This is a genomic window from Duganella vulcania (assembly GCF_009857655.1).
GTDB classification, from domain to species: Bacteria; Pseudomonadota; Gammaproteobacteria; order Burkholderiales; family Burkholderiaceae_D; genus Rugamonas; species Rugamonas vulcania.
The window spans coordinates 44,975-61,942 of the sequence record NZ_WWCX01000016.1 but is presented as its reverse complement, the minus strand read 5'-3'; the positions used below and the strand labels follow the sequence as shown (position 1 = coordinate 61,942).

Genomic DNA, 16,968 nt, shown 5'->3' with positions numbered 1-16,968 from the left:
CGAAACATGTAATTCGAGGCCGCTTTATCGCGGCAAATCCCTGATTTTTAGAGGTTTGCCTCGGAGATGGCGGCCGATTTACGCCGTCAGCGCCAGCAGTTGGTCAAAAGCTTGTTCAAATTGCAGCAGGCCGGCGGACAGCAATTGCTGGCCCACCGTTTCCAGATCGATGCCGTGGCGCGCCAGTTGCGCCATCACGGCCCGGTCGGCGTCGATGTCGGTGTCGAGCAGCGTGGCGGCCGCCTCGCCGTGGTCGCGGAAGGCGGCCAGCGTGGCGTCGGGCACGGTGTTGATGGTGTGCGGGCCGATCAGGCCTTCGACATAGCGCACGTCGCGCTGGTCCGGGTGCTTGGTGCCGGTGCTGGCCCACAGCAGCCATTGCGGCGTGGCGCCGAAGGCCGCGAACACGGCGAAGCCGCCGTCGTTCGTCCAGTCGTGGTAGGCGATGCGGGCGGCGGCCATGGCGGCGCGGCCGCGCAGGGCGACCGCGGTCTCGTCGGCCGAGTTCTCCAGCAGGGCGTCGACCGCGACGTCGATGCGGCTGATGAAGACGCTGGCCACGCTGGCGATGCGCTGCACCGAGGAGGTGTCCTGCAGGCGGCGCGCCAGGCCGCGGCGGTGGGCGGCGCGCACGGCCTGGATCTGGCTGGCGGTGAAGATCAGCGTCATGTTGACGTTGATGCCGGCGTAGATCACTTCCTCCAGCGCGGCGATGCCGGCCGGCGTGGCCGGGATCTTGATCATGGCGTTGGGCCGGTCGATCGCGGCCCACAGGCGCCGGGCGGCGGCGATGGTGCCGTCGATGTCGTGGCTCAGGCGCGGCGAGACTTCGAAGCTGACGAAGCCGGCCTTGCCGTCGGACTCGCGGTACAGCGGCGCGAACAGGTCGCAGGCGCGCTGCACGTCCGGCAGCACCAGCGCCTCGAAGCGCGCCTCGGGCGTCGCCAGCGAAGTGCGCAGCTGCGGCAGCGCGGCCTGGTAGGCGGCGTCGTGGCGGATGGCGTGGTGGAAGATGGCGGGGTTGGACGTCAGGCCCTGGATGCCGTCGGCGGCGATCAGCTGCGCCAGTTGGCCGGAGGCGAGCAGGCCGCGGCTCAGGTTGTCGAGCCAGATTTGTTGTCCCAGCGCGCCGACAGCGCGCAGCCGGCTTTGTTCGAGCATGTTATTCATCTACATCTACCGTCCAAGATTGTGTCCCGGCGACCATTGCCGGGAGTCATGTCGCACTGCCGCAACAGTTGAGGCCGAATTTAATATTGTTGTGCTGTTGCTTTTTTGTCCGTTTGGAAAAATTTCCTGCTTGTTGGATAACTTGATTTCCGCATGTTCAGGGGCTGCCGGGGCATCCCGAGGGAGCTTGGAAATCGCTTGTTTAGCTGCAAGCGGGGTGGTTTTGCCGTACTAAACAGCCCGTTTTTTAGGCCGTCCACTACTATGCATCAGCGTCGATATGTAGGGCAAATTCGATTTTATTTAGCTATTTATATAAAATTGATATGAATCGCATCGTTGAAAATGTGAGTTTCTGCCATTTTTTTCCATGCTAGCATGGTTGGTAGTTTGCATATTCTTATGCGAAACAGCGTAGTTTCGATACATTTTTACCAACAAAAAACAAGGACATCGCCCGCCGCGATCCGCGGCGAAGGTGAGATTTTGGAGTGATATTTCAACCTTGCCTACACAATAGGGAGCAGGACTCATGAGCAAAAAAAGTAGTGGTTACGCAGCGCGGACACTGATCGCGCTGGCAGTTGCAAGCGCATTCCCTCTGCACGCGGCGATGGCCGCTGAAGCGGCGGCCGCCACCGCAGCAGGCCAGCCGGCGGCCGACGCCCCGGAAACCGCCACCAAAGGCCAGCTGGAAACCGTGATCGTGACCGCGCAGCGCCGCGCCGAAAACATCAAGGACGTGCCGATGTCGATCGCCACGCTCAAGGGCGACAAGCTCGACGTGCTGACCTCGGGCGCCGCCGACATCCGTTTCCTGGCCGGCCGCTCGCCGTCCGTCAACGTGGAATCGGACTACGGCCGCACCTTCCCGCGCTTCTACATCCGCGGCCTGGGCAATACCGACTTCGACCTGAACGCGTCCCAGCCGGTCGGCCTGGTGATGGATGACATCGTCCAGGAAAACGCCATGCTGAAAGGCTTCCCGGTGTTCGACGTGGACCAGGTCGAAGTGCTGCGTGGCCCGCAGGGCACGCTGTTCGGCCGTAACTCGCCGGCCGGCGTGATCAAGTTCGACTCGGCCAAGCCGGTCTTCAAGCAAGAGGGCTACCTGACCCTGGGCCTGGGCAACTACTCGTCCAAGACCGCCGAAGGCATGTTCAACATTCCGGTCAACGATGTGGTCGCGCTGCGCTTCTCGGGCACCAGCCAGCACCGTGGCAACCGCGTGCACAACACCAATCCAACCGCGAACAAGGGCACCCAGGACTTCGAAGGCTACGGCGACAACGCCTTCCGCCTGCAGGCGCTGGTCAAGCCGAACAAGGACTTCAGCGCGCTGTTCAACTACCACGAGCGCGACTACCACGGCAGCGCCACGCTGTTCCGCGCCAACATCATCAAGAAGGGCAGCAGCGACCTGGTCGATGGCTTCGACTACAGCTCCTACCCGACCGACGGCATCAACTACCAGAAGCTGACCACCAAGGGCGGCAACATCCGCCTGAAGTACAACCTGGACGACATCACGCTGCACTCGATCACCGGCTATGAAACGCTGAAGTTCAACAGCCGCGCCGACGTGGATGGCGGCTACGGCTGCAACATCGGCGGCTGCCAGGTGCTGCCGGCCGGCCCGGGCGCGATTCCGTTCCCGGTCGAGACCGCCGACCTGCTGCCTAACCACAAGCAGTTCTCGCAGGAGTTCCGCGCCGAGTCGAACTACAAGGGTCCGCTGCAGTGGATCGGCGGCCTGTTCTTCTTCAACGAAGACATCCAGATCGATTCGATCGGCTTCAACTCCTTCGCGCCGGGCAATCCGCAGAGCCCGAACTTCGCGCAGCAGTTCCAGCACGCCAAATCGTGGGCGGCATTCGGCTCGCTGAACTACACCGTCAGCGACAAGCTGAAGGTGCGCGGCGGCCTGCGCTACACCACCGACAAGAAGGAATTCTCGGCCCTGCGTTACGAACCGCCTCTGATGTCCGGCCCGTTCGGCATCGAAAACACCTCGCACAACCTGAGCTGGGACCTGAGCGGCACCTACGAGCTGAGCAAGACCACCAACCTGTTCGGCCGCGTGGCCACCGGCTACCGCGCGCCATCGATGCAGGGCCGCCTGAACGGCCTGGGCGACAAGCCATCGTTTGCCGGCGCGGAAAAAGCGCTGTCGTATGAAGCCGGCATCAAGCAGGACCTGTTCGACAAGCGCGCCCGACTGAGCGCGTCGGTGTTCCAGTACCGCGTCAAGGACAAGCAGCTGACCGCGGGTAGCGGCTCGGTCAACATGAACCAGCTGATCAATGCTGAGAAAGTGACTGGCCAGGGCGTTGAAGTGGACTTCCAGGCCAACCTGAGCGACGAGTTCAGCATGACCCTGGGCGGCAGCTACAACGACACCGAGATCAAGGATCCGAACCTGTTCGTGCAGTACTGCGGCAACTACGGCAACAACCCGACGCACCTGAGCGGCTGCACGCCGACCAATGCGGCGGGCCCGTTCGCCGGCACGTCCAAGATCAACGGCAACCCGCTGCCGCGCGCGCCGAAGACCCAGCTGAACTTCACCCTGAAGTACAGCAAGGAGATCGGCAACGGCGAGTTCTATGCCTACACCGACTGGACCTACCGCAGCAGCTACAACTTCTTCCTGTACGAGGCGCCTGAGTACAAGGCCCGTCCTCTGACCGAAGGCGGCGTACGTGCAGGCTACAAGTGGGGCAACGGCAAATACGAGGCAGCGCTGTTCGGCCGTAACATCACCGACAAGCGCGTGGTCATCGGCGCCATCGACTTCGACAACCTGACCGGCATGTTGAACGAGCCACGCACCTGGGGCGGCACCTTCAAGGTCAACTTCTAAGGAATTGACCGCTATGTGAAAATCCCCGCGCATCGTAAGATGTGCGGGGATTTTTTTTATTGATGGAGCCTGATTCGTGAATCATACCGTCGTCAATTTGTGGCCGCTGCTCGGTGTGGCCGTCATCATACTGGGCTTCGCGCTGCGCGCCCATCCGGTACTGGTGGTGATCGTGGCCTGCGCCGTCACCGGCTTTGCCGCCGCCATGCCGGTCGAGCATTTGCTCGCAACCCTGGGCACGGCCTTCATCAAGACCCGCAACCTGCCATTGATCCTGCTGCTGCCGCTGGCGGCCATCGGCCTGCTCGAGCGCTTCGGATTGAAGGAGCACGCGCAGGCGTCGATCGCGCGCATCAAGTCCGCCACCACCGGCCGCCTGCTGATCGTCTACCTGGCGATTCGCGAGATCAGCGCCGCCTTCGGCCTGACCAGCATCGGCGGCCACCCGAACATGGTGCGCCCGCTGATCGCGCCGATGGCGGAGGGCGCCGCCGAAGTGCGCTACCCGGCGCTGACCGGGGAGCTGCGCCACCGCATCCGCGCCATGTCGGCCGCCACCGACAACGTCGGCCTGTTCTTCGGCGAGGACGTGTTCGTGGCCTTCGGCGCCATCCTGCTGATGCAGACCATCCTGCGCGGCGAAGGGCTGGAAGTCGATCCGCTGCACATGGCGCTGTGGGGCATACCGACCGCGGTGACGGCCTTCCTCATCCACTCCTGGCGCCTGCACCGGCTGGACGCGCAGATCGCCCGCGCCATGCTGGCGGTGAAGGAGCCGGCATGATACTCAAGCTCGAATACTTCTACTATGTGCTGGGCGCCATGCTGCTGCTGGTCGCCTGGATGTCGCTGACGGACAAGCACAATCCCAAGCGCTGGTCCAGCGCCCTGTTCTGGGCCTTGTACGCGGTGGTCTACCTGGCCGGTGACTTCCTGCCGCCGGTGGCGGCGGGCGTGCTGATGGTGGTGATGGCGCTGATCGCCGGCTTCGGCGGCGTGGCGCTGGGCCGCTACGGCGAACGCACGCAGGAAGAACGCAAGAGCAGCGCGCAGCGCCTCGGCCATCGCCTGCTGATCCCGGCGCTGATCATCCCCGCCACCACGGTGATCGGCTCCACGCTGCTCAAGGATGTGCACCTGGGTGGCCTGCCGCTGCTCGACCCGAAGAACGCCACCTTGGCCAGCCTGGGGTGCGGCTCCTTGTTCGCGGTGGTCACGGCCTGCTGGCTGACGCGCGCCACGCCGATGCAGGCGATGCGCGAGTCGCGCCGCCTGATCGACCATCTGGGCTGGGCGGTGGTGCTGCCGCACATGCTGGCGGTGCTTGGCCTGCTGTTCACCGAAGCCGGCATGGGCAAGGCGGTGGCGCACGTGGTCACGTCCTACATCAATCTCGACGTGCGGCTGGTGGCGGTGGCCGTGTACTGCATCGGCATGGCGCTGTTCACCGTCATCATGGGGAATGGCTTCGCGGCGTTCCCGGTGATCGCGGGTGGCGTCGGCATCCCGGTGCTGGTCGGCGTGTACCACGCCAATCCGGCGGTGATGGCGGCGATCGGCATGTTCAGCGCCTACTGCGGCACCTTGATGACGCCGATGGCGGCCAACTTCAACATCGTACCCGCCGCGCTGCTGGAACTGCCCGACAAGAACGCCGTCGTGAAGATTCAACTGGGCACCGCGTTGCCGCTATTGCTTGCTAATATTGCACTTCTTTATTTTCTAATGAACATGTGACCTGCATGTGAGTTGGAGTAGAGTAGCGCACAAACAAGCGCAGCAATCGGAGCACATGTAGATGAAAAAGATAATATTGTTGACCGGGTTCGAGCCGTTTAACAAGGAGACCATCAATCCCTCGTGGGAAGCGGTACGCGCTCTCGCGGAATGGCATGAAGGCGACTTCGTGGTCCACGCGCGCCAGCTGCCCTGCGTGTTCGGGCAGGCCAGCAAGGTGCTGCACCAGGCGGTGGAAGAGCTACAGCCCAGCATCGTGATCGCGGTCGGGCAGGCCGGTGGCCGGGTCGATCTGTCGGTGGAACGCATCGCCATCAACATCGACGACGCGCCCATCGCCGACAACCAGAAACGCCAGCTGGTCGACCAGCCCATCGTCACCAACGGCCCTGCGGCCTACTTCTCCACGCTGCCGATCAAGGCGATCGTGCATGCGCTGCGCGAGGCGGGGCTGCCGTCGTCGGTATCGCAGTCGGCGGGCACGTATGTGTGCAACCACGTGTTCTATAGCCTGATGCACCAGGCGCACGAATGGGGCACGACGATGCGCGCAGGCTTTATCCACATTCCGTATCTGCCGCAGCAGGCGGCGGCGCATCCGGGCGCGGCCAGCATGAAGCTGGAGGACATGATCGAAGGGCTGCGCATCGCCATCCGCACCACGCTGGCCCACGACGTGGACACGCGCGAGGCGGGCGGTGTGACGCACTAAGCCCCTGGCTTGACGGGGTTGAGGATGTTGAGGAAGGCCCGCACTACCGGCGCGTCGTCCAGCGTGGTGTAGGTGATGTACAAATTCGCCGACGGCGGATTGGTGCGGATCGGCAGGAACACCACGCCCGGCCAGCCGATGCGGCTGGTGGTCTCGGGCAGCAGCGCCACGCCCAGGCCCGCACCCACCATCGCCAGCAGCGTCTGCGGCTCGGAGGCCTCCTGGAATATCGTCGGCTGGAAGCCGGCCTTCACACAGCATTGAATCAGGTAGCGCGGGAAGGATGACTTGTCCAGCGCCAGTGTCAGCATCGGCTCCTCGGCGATGTCGGTCAGCTCGATCGCTTCCTGCTTGGCCAGCGGGTGATGCTCGTTGATGGCCACGCACACGTCCTCGCGGAAGCACAGCTCCTGGCGCAGGTTGTCGTTCCGCAGATCGTCCTCGTCCAGCTTTGGCTCGCGCCAGAAGCCCACGTCGATTTGCTTGGCGCGCAGCGCGTCGTATTGCAGCGTCGGTCCCAGTTCGTGCAGGGTCCAGCTCACGCGCGGGAACTTGGTCTGGAACTCTTCCAGCAAACTCGGTATCGGTCCCCACATCGCCGAGCCGACGATGCCCACCCGCAGCCGTCCCACCTCGCCGCGGTCGATCTGGCGGATGGTGTCGATGGTCATGCGCATCTTGCCCAACAGGTCGGACGCTTCGCTCATCAGCGCCTTGCCCGCCACCGTCAGCTCGAAGGTGCGGGTGGTGCGGGCGAACAGCTTCACGCCCAGTTCATTTTCCAGCTTCATGATCTGCTGGCTCAAAGGCGGCTGCGATATGTGCAGCCGCTCGGCGGCGCGGCTGAAACTCTTTTCTTCTGCGACGGCGAGGAAGTACCTCAGTTGTTTCAGATCGATGGACATGGCGTTCTTTGGGCGATGTGGGACGATGTCAGTGCGCGTGCATGGCCACGGCCAGCGCCGCGCCGCAGCGGGCGTTGTTCTTCACCAGCGCGATGTTGGTGGCCAGGCTGCGGCCCTCGGTCAGCTGCTTGATGCGGCTGAGCAGGAAGGGCGTGACGTTCTTGCCGGTGACGCCTTGCGCATCGGCTTCCTGCAAGGCCTGCGTGGTGATAGCGTCGATCTCCGCCTTCGGCATCGCCTCGCCGGCCGGCACCGGATTGCTGACCACCACGCCGCCCTTGAGACCCAGCTGCCACTTGGTGTGGATGAAGGCTGCCTGCTCGGCCGCCGTGTCGAGCTGGAAGTCGGCGTTGAAGCCGCTCTCGCGCGTGAAGAAAGCGGGGAAGCCGCGCTGGCCCACGCTGACCACCGGCACGCCGTGCGTCTCCAGGTATTCCAGCGTCAGGCCGATGTCGAGGATGGACTTGACGCCGGCGCACACCACCGCCACCGAGGTGCGCGCCAGTTCCTGCAGGTCGGCCGAGATGTCGAAGCTGGTCTCGGCGCCGCGGTGCACGCCGCCGATGCCGCCAGTGACGAACACGGAGATGCCCGCCAGCTCGGCGCAGATCATGGTCGCGGCCACGGTGGTCGCGCCCAGCTTCGATTGCGCCAGGACGTAGGGCAGGTCGCGGCGGCTGACCTTCATGGCGTCGGGCGAGGTGCCCAGCAGTTCCAGCTGCTCTTCCGACAGGCCGATGCAGATCTTGCCGCCGATGATGGCGATGGTGGCCGGCACGGCGCCGCCGTCGCGGATGATCTGTTCCACTTCACGCGCCATCTGCACGTTCTGCGGATACGGCATGCCGTGCGAGATGATGGTCGATTCCAGCGCGACGATCGGTTTGCCGGCGGCGCGGGCGGCCGCCACTTCGGGCGAAAACAGCAGGTATTGGTGCATGGTGTGATTCCTTAAGCCTTGTTGGGGAAGAGCGGCGGGTTGTATTCCGCCGACAGGTCGAAGTCGTGGATCTCGTCGAGGACATCGGCGGCCAGCATCGGCGACACCGTCTCCTGCGATTCGAGCGTCATCGCGGCGACCTTCAGGCCGCGGCGGCAAGCCAGCGTCAGGTCCTGGCTGCCCTGGTACAGCGACCAGCAGACGGCGGCCGAGAAGGCATCGCCGGCGCCGGTCACGTCGACCACGTCCACCTGGTGCGCGGCCAGCCAAACCAGTTCGCCGTCGCGGGTGTGGAACACGCCCTGGCTGCCGCAGGTGACGATGACGTCCTGCGCGCCCTGGGCCTGCACCTCGCGGCAGGCGGCGCGCACGTCGGCTTCGGTCGGCAGCGCGCGGCCGGCGCGGGTTTCCAGCTCGCCGCGATTGAGGATCAGGAGGCGCAGGCCGCGCAGGTCGGCCGGCAGGCGCGCCATCTTCGGCTGCGACACCGCCACGATCACCAGCGGCACGTTGTCGGCGCGGGCGCTGGCCAGCAGCAGGCCGATGCTGTCGGCCGGCAGGTTCAGGTCGACCACCGTCATCGCGGCGGCGGAGCGCTGCGGCTGGCGGCTGGCCAGGTATTCCGGCGAGATGCGGTCGTACAGCGCCATGTCGGCCAGCGCCACCACCAGTTCGCCGGCGTCGTCGAGGATGGCGGTGTAGGTGCCGGTCTGCGTGTCCGGCAGCTTGAGCGTGCCGCGCGTGTCGATGCCGGCGGCTTCGGCGTGGTCCTGCAGGCTGCGGCCGGCGACGTCGTCGCCCAGGGCGGTCAGCAGGGCGGTCGGCAGGTTGAGGCGCGACAGGTTCTCTGCGATGTTGCGGGCCACGCCGCCGAACACTTCCTCGGCGGTGGCGGGATTGGAGGTGCCCAGCTGCATGGTGGCGATGGTGCGCAGCTTGCGGTCCAGGTTGGCGGCGCCGATGCACATCACCGGACGCTTGTCCGGCAGCACGTAGGCGCGGCCCAGCAGGCGCCGTTCGCGGATCAGGCCGGCGATGTGGCCGGCCACGGCGGAGCGCGACAGGCGCAGTTCCACCGCCAGATCCTGCTGGGAGATGAAGGGATTGGCGCGGATCAGCGCATAGAGCTGGTCCTTTTTGGAGGAATCGGTCACGGGCTACTCGCTAAAACATTTGTTCATCATGTTAAACATTTGTTCAAATCAAGTCAATCGCGCACTACGGCTAAGTTTGCCTTGTTTTATAATACCCCCGATTTATATCGCTTTAGTATAAATGCTGAAGAAAAATGGTATTTGCCATACATATGGACGATGATGCATAGTGTCAGCTTCCCCAGCCACAACAGAAAAACAGAGGATAACCATGTCTAATAATTCCCCATTCCAGGCAGCCGACATCATTCGCGCCCGTGTCCCTGCGGGCTTCAAGCCACGCATCGCAATGATTCTGGGTTCCGGCCTGGGCGTGCTGGCGGAACAAATGACCGACGCGGTCACCATCAGTTTCAACGAACTGCCAGGCTTCCCGATCAGCACCGTGCACGGCCACGCCGGCGAACTGGTGATCGGCACCCTGTCGGGCGTGTCGGTGGTGTGCATGAAGGGCCGCGGCCACGTCTACGAAGGCTACGGCCTGGGCGTGATGACCAGCGCCGTGCGCACCATGAAGCTGCTGGGCTGCGAGATGCTGTTCGTGACCAACGCCGCAGGCTCGCTGCGCACCGAAGTCGACGCCGGCTCGCTGGTGGCGCTGACCGACCATATCAACTACCTGCCGGGCACCCCGATGATGGGTCCTAACGACGAACGTTTCGGCCCGCGCTTCTTCAGCATGGCCAACGCCTACGACGCCGACCTGCGCGCGCTGCTGCACACCTCGGCCAAAGAGAAGAACGTCACCCTGCACGACGGCGTGTACATCGCCTACGCCGGCCCGAACTTCGAGACCCCTGCCGAAATCCGCGCCTTCAAGACGCTGGGTGCGGACATGGTCGGCATGTCGGTGGTGCCGGAAGTGGTGTCGGCCCGTCACTGCGGCCTGAAAGTGGTCGGCGTGTCGGCCATCACCAACCTGGCGGAAGGCTTGTCGCCGTTCCCGCTGTCGCACGAGCAGACGCTGAAATACGCGGCCGTCGCGGCAACCTCGCTGATTGAAGTGATCCTGGGCTTCCTGGCCAACGTGGCCAAAACGCCGCAGGCGTAAGATTCCCGAGGGGCGGCCGAATGTCCGCCCCTTCTGCTTTATAGGAGTTCGAAATTATGAAACGCGCATTTATCCTCTTGCTCGATTCGTTTGGTTTGGGCGCCACGCCCGATGCCGCGAAGTACAACGACGTCGGCGCCAACACCTTCGGCCACATCGCCGAGTGGGCCGCCAAAAGCGGCAAGCCGATGTCGCTGCCGACCATGGAAAAACTGGGCCTGGCCGCCGCCGCGCATACCGCCAGCGGCCAATGGGCCGCCGGCTTCGAGCAGCGCGAAGGCTTCACCGCCGCCTACGGCGCCGCGCGCGAACGTTCGACCGGCAAGGACACGCAGTCCGGCCACTGGGAAATCGCCGGCGTGCCGGTGGAATTCGACTGGGGCTACTTCCCAAAAACCGTACCGTCGTTCCCGGCGGAGCTGACCGCCAAGCTGCAGGAACTGGCTGGCGTACCTGGCTTCCTGGGCGACTGCCACGCGTCGGGTACGGAGATCATCAACAAGCACGGCGACGAGCATGTCGCCAGCGGCAAGCCTATCATCTACACCTCCGCCGACTCGGTGCTGCAGATCGCCGCGCACGAGGAATCGTTCGGCCTGGAGCGCCTGTATGAAATCTGCGAGATCGCCTTCAAGCTGGTCGAGCCATACAACATCGGCCGCGTGATCGCGCGTCCGTTCGTGGGCGCCAACGGCAACTACACCCGCACCACCAACCGCCACGACTACGCGGTCGCACCGCCGGCGCCAACGCTGCTGGACCACGTGAAGAACGACGGCGGCGAAGTCATCGCCCTCGGCAAGATCAGCGACATCTTCGCGACCCAGGGCGTTTCGCGCGTGGTCAAGGGCAAGGACAACATGGCGCTGTTCGACGCGCTGCTCAAGGTGGAAGAGGAAGCCGGCGACAAGTCGCTGACGTTCGTGAACTTCGTCGACTTCGACCAGGCCTTCGGCCACCGCCGCGACGTGACCGGCTACTCGAACGCGCTGCACGAGATGGATGCGCGCCTGCCCGAGTTCATCGCCAAGCTGAAAGAGGGCGACCTGGTGGTGATCACCGCCGACCATGGCTGCGATCCGACCTGGCCTGGCTCCGACCACACCCGCGAGCATATCCCGATGATCTTCTTCGGCCCGGGCGTGAAGGCGCAGCAGCTGCCGATCTCCGAAACCTTCTCCGACATCGGCCAGACGCTGGCCCATCACCTCGGCGTTAAACCACTTTCCCACGGAAGCAACCTGTTATGAGCATCGTCACGGATTTCAAGCGCAACGAAGCGGTCCCGCTGGACCTGGGCTGGATTAACCACATCCACATCAACAAGAGCGCGGCCGACCGCCGCGCCGCCAGCCTGGCGAACCGCCGCACGGTGAAGAAGGAATACCAGGCCGCATGGCTGGTCAAGGCCATCGGCCTGATCGACCTGACCACGCTGTCCGGCGACGACACGCCGGGCCGCGTCGAGCGCCTGTGCATGAAGGCCATGCGTCCGCTGCGTTCGGACCTGGTCGAGGCCATGGGCCTGCAGGACTACAAGCTGACCACCGGCGCCGTCTGCGTGTACCACGAGATGATCAAGCCGGCGGTGCAGGTGCTGCAAGGCCGCCTGCCTATCGCTGCGGTATCGACCGGCTTCCCGGCTGGCTTGACCAGCATGGAAACCAAGGTGCGCGAGATCGAATTGTCGGTGGCCGCCGGCGCGACCGAGATCGACATCGTCATCACCCGCCAGCACGTCTTGACGGGCAACTGGCAAGCGCTGTACGACGAGATGCTGGCCTACCGCAAGGCCTGCGGCGAAGCGCACGTCAAGGCGATCCTGGCGACCGGTGAACTGGTCACGCTGGAAAACGTGGCCAAGGCTTCGTGGGTCTGCATGATGGCCGGCGCGGACTTCATCAAGACCTCGACCGGCAAGGAACCGGTCAACGCGACGATCCCGGTATCGCTGACGATGGTGCGCGCGATCCGCGACTACCACGAGCAGACCGGCTTCAAGATCGGCTACAAGCCTGCGGGCGGCGTGGGCACGGCCAAGGCCGCGCTGCAGTACCTGACGCTGATGAAGGAAGAACTGGGCAACGAGTGGCTGGAGCCGCACCTGTTCCGTATCGGCGCATCGAGCCTGCTGACCGACATCGAGCGTCAGCTTGAGCACTATGTGACCGGCAACTACTCCGCCGCACATCGCCACGCGCAACCATAAAGAACACGGACACGTCATGCCATCAATTAAAGAGATCCTGAATACCATGGAATACGGCCCAGCACCGGAAAGCACGAAAGAAGCGCAAGCGTGGCTGGAGCAGCATGGCCGCACCTTCGGCCTGTTCATCGACAACCAGTGGAGCGAGCCGGGCGAACTGTTCGCCTCGACCAATCCAGCCGATGCGGCGAAACTGGCCGACCTGACGCAAGCCACCGGCAGCGACGTCGATCGCGCCGTGGCGGCCGCGCGCGCGGCGCAGCCGGGCTGGCAGGCGCTGGGCGGCCATGGCCGCGCAAAGGTCATGTACTCGCTGGCGCGCCTGATGCAGAAGCACGCTCGCCTGTTCGCCGTTCTGGAGACGCTGGACAACGGCAAGACCATCCGCGAAACCCGCGACGTCGACCTGCCGCTGGTGGCGCGTCACTTCTACTACCACGCCGGCTGGGCGCAACTGCAAGCCGAGGAATTCGCGGACTACCGCGCCGTCGGCGTGGTTGGCCAGATCGTGCCGTGGAATTTCCCGCTGCTGATGCTGTCGTGGAAAATCGCACCGGCCATGGCCGCTGGTAACACAATCGTCTTCAAGCCGGCCGAATTCACGTCGCTGACCGCGATGCTGTTCGCCGAGATCTGCGTGCAGGCCGGCGTGCCTGCCGGCGTGGTGAACATCGTCACCGGCGATGGCCGCGTGGGCGAAGCCATCGTCAACCACCCAGGCATCGACAAGCTGGCCTTCACCGGTTCGACCGAAGTGGGCCGCCTGATCCGCATCGCCACCGCAGGCAGCGGCAAGAAGCTGTCGCTGGAACTGGGCGGCAAGTCGCCGTTCATCGTCTTCGACGACGCCGACCTGGATGCCGCCGTTGAAGGCCTGGTCGATTCGATCTGGTTCAACCAGGGGCAGGTATGCTGCGCGGGTTCGCGCCTGCTGGTGCAGGAATCGGTGCAGGACAAATTCCTGGCCAAGCTGCGCGCCCGCATGGACAAGCTGACCCTCGGTTCGCCGCTGGACAAGTCGATGGACATCGGCGCCCTGGTCGATCCGGTGCAGCGCCAGCGCATCGCCGGCCTGGTGGAATCGGCCCGTGCCGAAGGCTGTGAGGTTTACCAGCCTGCGTGCGAAATCCCGGCCAACGGCTCGTGGTTCCCGCCGACGCTGATCACCGGCGCCTCGACATCCGCCGCCGTGGCGCAAGCCGAGATCTTCGGACCGGTGCTGGTGGCGATGAGCTTCCGCACTCCGCCGGAAGCCGTGCAACTGGCGAACAACACCGTCTACGGCCTGGCCGCCTGCGTCTGGAGCGAGAACATCTCGCTGGCGCTGGACGTCGCGCCGCAGATCAAGGCCGGCGTGGTGTGGATTAACACCGCCAACCAGTTCGACGCCGCTTGCGGCTTCGGCGGCTACCGCGAATCCGGCTTTGGCCGTGAAGGCGGCCGCGAAGGCATGTACGAATACCTGACCGCGAAATCGGAAGATGCGCGTCCAGCGGCGCCTGTCGTTGAAGCCAAGGCCAAGGCGAAAGCCTCAGCACCGGCAGCCGCCGGCGCCTTCGCCATCGACCGTACCGCCAAGCTGTACATCGGCGGCAAGCAGGCCCGCCCTGACGGCGCCTACAGCCGCGCGATCCACGGCGCAGATGGTTCTTTCATCGCCGAAGTCGGCGAAGGCAACCGCAAGGACATCCGGAACGCGGTGGAAGCGGCGCACAAGGCCGGCGGCTGGGCGAAAGCCACGTCGCACAACCGCGCGCAGGTGCTGTACTACATCGCCGAAAACCTGGCCGCACGTGGCGAGGAATTCTCCGCCCGCATCGCCGCGATGACCGGTTCGAAGAACGCGGAAAAAGAAGTGCAGGCTTCGATCGAGCGTCTGTTCTACTATGCGGCATGGGCCGACAAGTATGACGGCCTGGCGCACCAGCCACCTATGCACGGCATCACCGTGGCGCTGAATGAGCCGGTCGGCGTGATCGGCATCGTCTGCCCGAACGAAGCGCCGCTGCTGGGCTTCATCTCGCTGGTGGCGCCGGCTATCGCGCTGGGCAACCGCGTGGTGGTGGTGCCGTCGGAAGCGCATCCGCTATCGGCCACCGACCTGTATCAGGTGCTCGACACGTCGGACCTGCCGGATGGCGTGGTCAACATCGTCACCGGTTCGGCGGATGAACTGGCGCGCACGCTGGCGACGCACTCGGACATCGACGCGGTATGGCGCCATGACGGTTCGGCTGAAGGTTGTGCTGAAGTGGAGCGCCTGTCGGCCGCATCGCTGAAGCGCACCTGGGTCGGCGGCGCGAAAGGGCGCGACTGGTATAGCACCGCGCAATCCGGTGGCCGCGCGGTTCTGGCGCATGCATCGCAAGTCAAGAACGTCTGGATTCCATACGGCGTTTAAATAAACATCCGGTGCTACGGGCGGGTCTGCGGGCCCGCCCTTGTGCTTTCAACACCCAATAATGTAAAGCGGAGAATTCCATGTTCTTACCTCAAGAGATCATTCGCAAGAAGCGCGACGGCGGCGTCCTGACTGCTGAAGAGATCCAGTTCTTCGTTGGCGGCATCACCTCGAACCGCGTCACCGAAGGCCAGATCGCGGCCCTGGCGATGGCGGTCTACTTCAACGACATGACCATGGACGAACGCGTCGCCTTCACGCTGGCGATGCGCGATTCCGGCGAAGTGCTGGACTGGCGCTCGCTGGACCTGCCTGGCCCGGTGGTCGACAAGCACTCGACCGGCGGCGTCGGCGACGTGGTCTCGCTGCTGCTCGGCCCCATGGTCGCGGCATGCGGCGGCTTCGTGCCGATGATCTCCGGCCGTGGCCTGGGCCACACCGGCGGCACGCTGGACAAGTTCGACTCCATCCCCGGCTACACCACCGTGCCGACCAATGAACTGTTCCGCAAAGTGGTCAAGGAAGTCGGCGTCGCCATCATCGGCCAGACCTCTTCGCTGGCACCTTCGGACAAGATCTTCTACGGCGTGCGCGACGTCACCGCCACCGTGGAATCGGTCGCCATGATCACCGGCTCCATCCTGTCGAAGAAGCTGTCGGCTGGCCTGGACGCGCTGGCGATGGACGTTAAAGTGGGCAGCGGCGCCTTCATGCCGACCTATGGCAAATCGGTTGAACTGGCGGACAGCATCGTCAAGGTCGGCAACGGCGCTGGCATGATGACGTCGGCCATCCTGACCGACATGAACGAATCGCTGGCGCCATACGCCGGTAACGCGCTGGAAGTACGCGGCGCGATGGATTACCTGACCGGCAAATCGCGTCCGGCGCGCCTGCACGAAGTGACGATGGCGCTGTGCGCCGAGATGCTGGTGCTGGGCAAACTGGCCGCCACCGAAGAAGAAGCGCGCGCCAAGCTGCAGGCATCGCTGGACAGCGGCGAAGCCGCCGAGCGCTTCTCGCGCATGGTGGTGGCGCTGGGCGGCCCTGCCGACTTGATGGCAAATCCGGACAAGTACCTGGAACGTTCGCCCATCATCGTGCCGGCGCCTGCGCTGGCCTCCGGCTACGCCGCCACCGCCAACTGCCGCGAAATCGGCCTTGCCGTGGTGAGCCTGGGTGGTGGCCGCCGCCGCGCCGCCGATCCGATCGACTTCGCTGTTGGCCTGACCGAGCTGGTTGGCCTGGGCGACAAGATCGAAGCCGGCCAGCCGCTGGCGATGGTGCATGCACGCACGCAGGAAGCAGCCGAGCAGGCGATCCGCGAAATCCAGGCGGCCTACCAGATCGCCGATGCCGCACCGGCCGCGAATCCCGTTATCTACCGCACCATCCGTCCTTGATCCGGGAGCACGCAATGAACAAACAAGAACTGATCGCCGAAGCCGCCGCCGCGCGCCTGAAGGCATACACGCCGTACTCCAACTTCAAGGTCGGGGCGGCGCTGCTGACCAACGACGGCAAGGTTTTCCACGGCTGTAACGTGGAAAACGCTTCCTATGGCCTGTGCAACTGCGCCGAGCGCACCGCCTTCTTCAGCGCTTTCGCGCACGGCTATAAGCAGGGCGATTTCGACCAGCTGGTCGTCATCGGCGAAACCGACGGTCCCATCGCACCGTGCGGCGCATGCCGCCAGGTGATCCTGGAATTGGGTGGCAACGAACTGCCGGTGCTGCTGACCAACCTCAAGGGCGACATCCACGAAACCACGGCGGCCGAACAACTGCCGAACGCCTTCGGCGGCGCCGACTTGAAGAAGAAATAAG

Annotated in this window: 14 protein-coding genes; 10 read left to right on the top strand and 4 right to left on the bottom strand. The window is 64.4% G+C overall.

The genetic code is table 11. From position 1 onward, the window contains the following. Positions 1-78: 78 nt before the first annotated feature. A complete protein-coding gene (gene tal / locus GTP90_RS12400; RefSeq protein WP_254451840.1) occupies positions 79-1,161 on the bottom strand; it encodes a transaldolase in 1,083 nt (360 codons plus the stop codon). Between the two features lie 541 nt (positions 1,162-1,702). On the opposite strand from tal, the gene GTP90_RS12395 reads away from it, so the two are divergent. The 4 genes from GTP90_RS12395 to pcp all read left to right on the top strand — a co-directional run bounded on the left by GTP90_RS12395 (position 1,703) and on the right by pcp (position 6,482). Beyond that, positions 1,703-4,033, top strand: coding sequence for a TonB-dependent receptor (locus tag GTP90_RS12395; RefSeq protein WP_161083828.1), 2,331 nt, complete (start codon positions 1,703-1,705; stop codon positions 4,031-4,033). 76 nt (positions 4,034-4,109) lie between these two features. Then, positions 4,110-4,817, top strand: coding sequence for a DUF969 domain-containing protein (locus GTP90_RS12390; RefSeq protein WP_161083827.1), 708 nt, complete (start codon positions 4,110-4,112; stop codon positions 4,815-4,817). After that, positions 4,814-5,770 carry a DUF979 domain-containing protein gene (locus tag GTP90_RS12385; protein ID WP_161083826.1) on the top strand — a complete coding sequence of 319 codons (957 nt, stop codon included), beginning with the start codon at positions 4,814-4,816 and terminating at the stop codon, positions 5,768-5,770. Before GTP90_RS12390 ends, GTP90_RS12385 begins: the two co-directional genes overlap by 4 nt. A gap of 61 nt (positions 5,771-5,831) precedes the next feature. Then, a complete protein-coding gene (gene pcp, locus GTP90_RS12380) occupies positions 5,832-6,482 on the top strand; it encodes a pyroglutamyl-peptidase I (protein ID WP_161083825.1) in 651 nt (216 codons plus the stop codon). On the opposite strand, the gene GTP90_RS12375 is transcribed toward pcp, so the two are convergent. From GTP90_RS12375 to GTP90_RS12365, 3 genes are read right to left on the bottom strand one after another with little or no spacing between them, the layout of a single operon-like run. Then, complete coding sequence (locus GTP90_RS12375) at positions 6,479-7,387, bottom strand: LysR family transcriptional regulator (RefSeq protein WP_161083824.1); 909 nt, start codon at positions 7,385-7,387, stop codon at positions 6,479-6,481. The genes pcp and GTP90_RS12375 overlap by 4 nt on opposite strands. Positions 7,388-7,415: 28 nt before the next feature. Next, positions 7,416-8,327, bottom strand: a complete 912-nt coding sequence (locus tag GTP90_RS12370; RefSeq protein WP_161083823.1) for a pseudouridine-5'-phosphate glycosidase — start codon at positions 8,325-8,327, stop codon at positions 7,416-7,418. Between the two features lie 11 nt (positions 8,328-8,338). Beyond that, a complete protein-coding gene (locus GTP90_RS12365) occupies positions 8,339-9,481 on the bottom strand; it encodes a carbohydrate kinase (RefSeq protein WP_161083822.1) in 1,143 nt (380 codons plus the stop codon). A gap of 211 nt (positions 9,482-9,692) precedes the next feature. On the opposite strand from GTP90_RS12365, the gene xapA reads away from it, so the two are divergent. The 6 genes from xapA (at position 9,693) to GTP90_RS12335 (ending at position 16,967) form a co-directional block, all read left to right on the top strand. Further along, positions 9,693-10,532, top strand: coding sequence for a xanthosine phosphorylase (gene xapA, locus GTP90_RS12360; protein ID WP_026335059.1), 840 nt, complete (start codon positions 9,693-9,695; stop codon positions 10,530-10,532). 56 nt (positions 10,533-10,588) lie between these two features. Beyond that, positions 10,589-11,782: a phosphopentomutase gene (locus GTP90_RS12355; protein ID WP_161083821.1), complete on the top strand. Its 1,194-nt coding sequence runs from the start codon at positions 10,589-10,591 to the stop codon at positions 11,780-11,782. Then, the gene (gene deoC / locus GTP90_RS12350) at positions 11,779-12,741 is read left to right on the top strand and encodes a deoxyribose-phosphate aldolase (protein ID WP_161083820.1); all 963 of its coding nucleotides are present in this window, start codon (positions 11,779-11,781) and stop codon (positions 12,739-12,741) included. The genes GTP90_RS12355 and deoC overlap by 4 nt, the downstream gene beginning before the upstream one ends. Positions 12,742-12,757: 16 nt before the next feature. Further along, complete coding sequence (locus tag GTP90_RS12345; RefSeq protein ID WP_371875048.1) at positions 12,758-15,142, top strand: aldehyde dehydrogenase family protein; 2,385 nt, start codon at positions 12,758-12,760, stop codon at positions 15,140-15,142. Between the two features lie 80 nt (positions 15,143-15,222). Continuing rightward, positions 15,223-16,545, top strand: coding sequence for a thymidine phosphorylase (deoA, locus tag GTP90_RS12340; protein ID WP_161083819.1), 1,323 nt, complete (start codon positions 15,223-15,225; stop codon positions 16,543-16,545). 14 nt (positions 16,546-16,559) lie between these two features. Then, entirely contained in the window at positions 16,560-16,967 is a 408-nt protein-coding gene (locus tag GTP90_RS12335) for a cytidine deaminase (RefSeq protein WP_161083818.1), read from the top strand. Position 16,968: the final 1 nt, after the last annotated feature.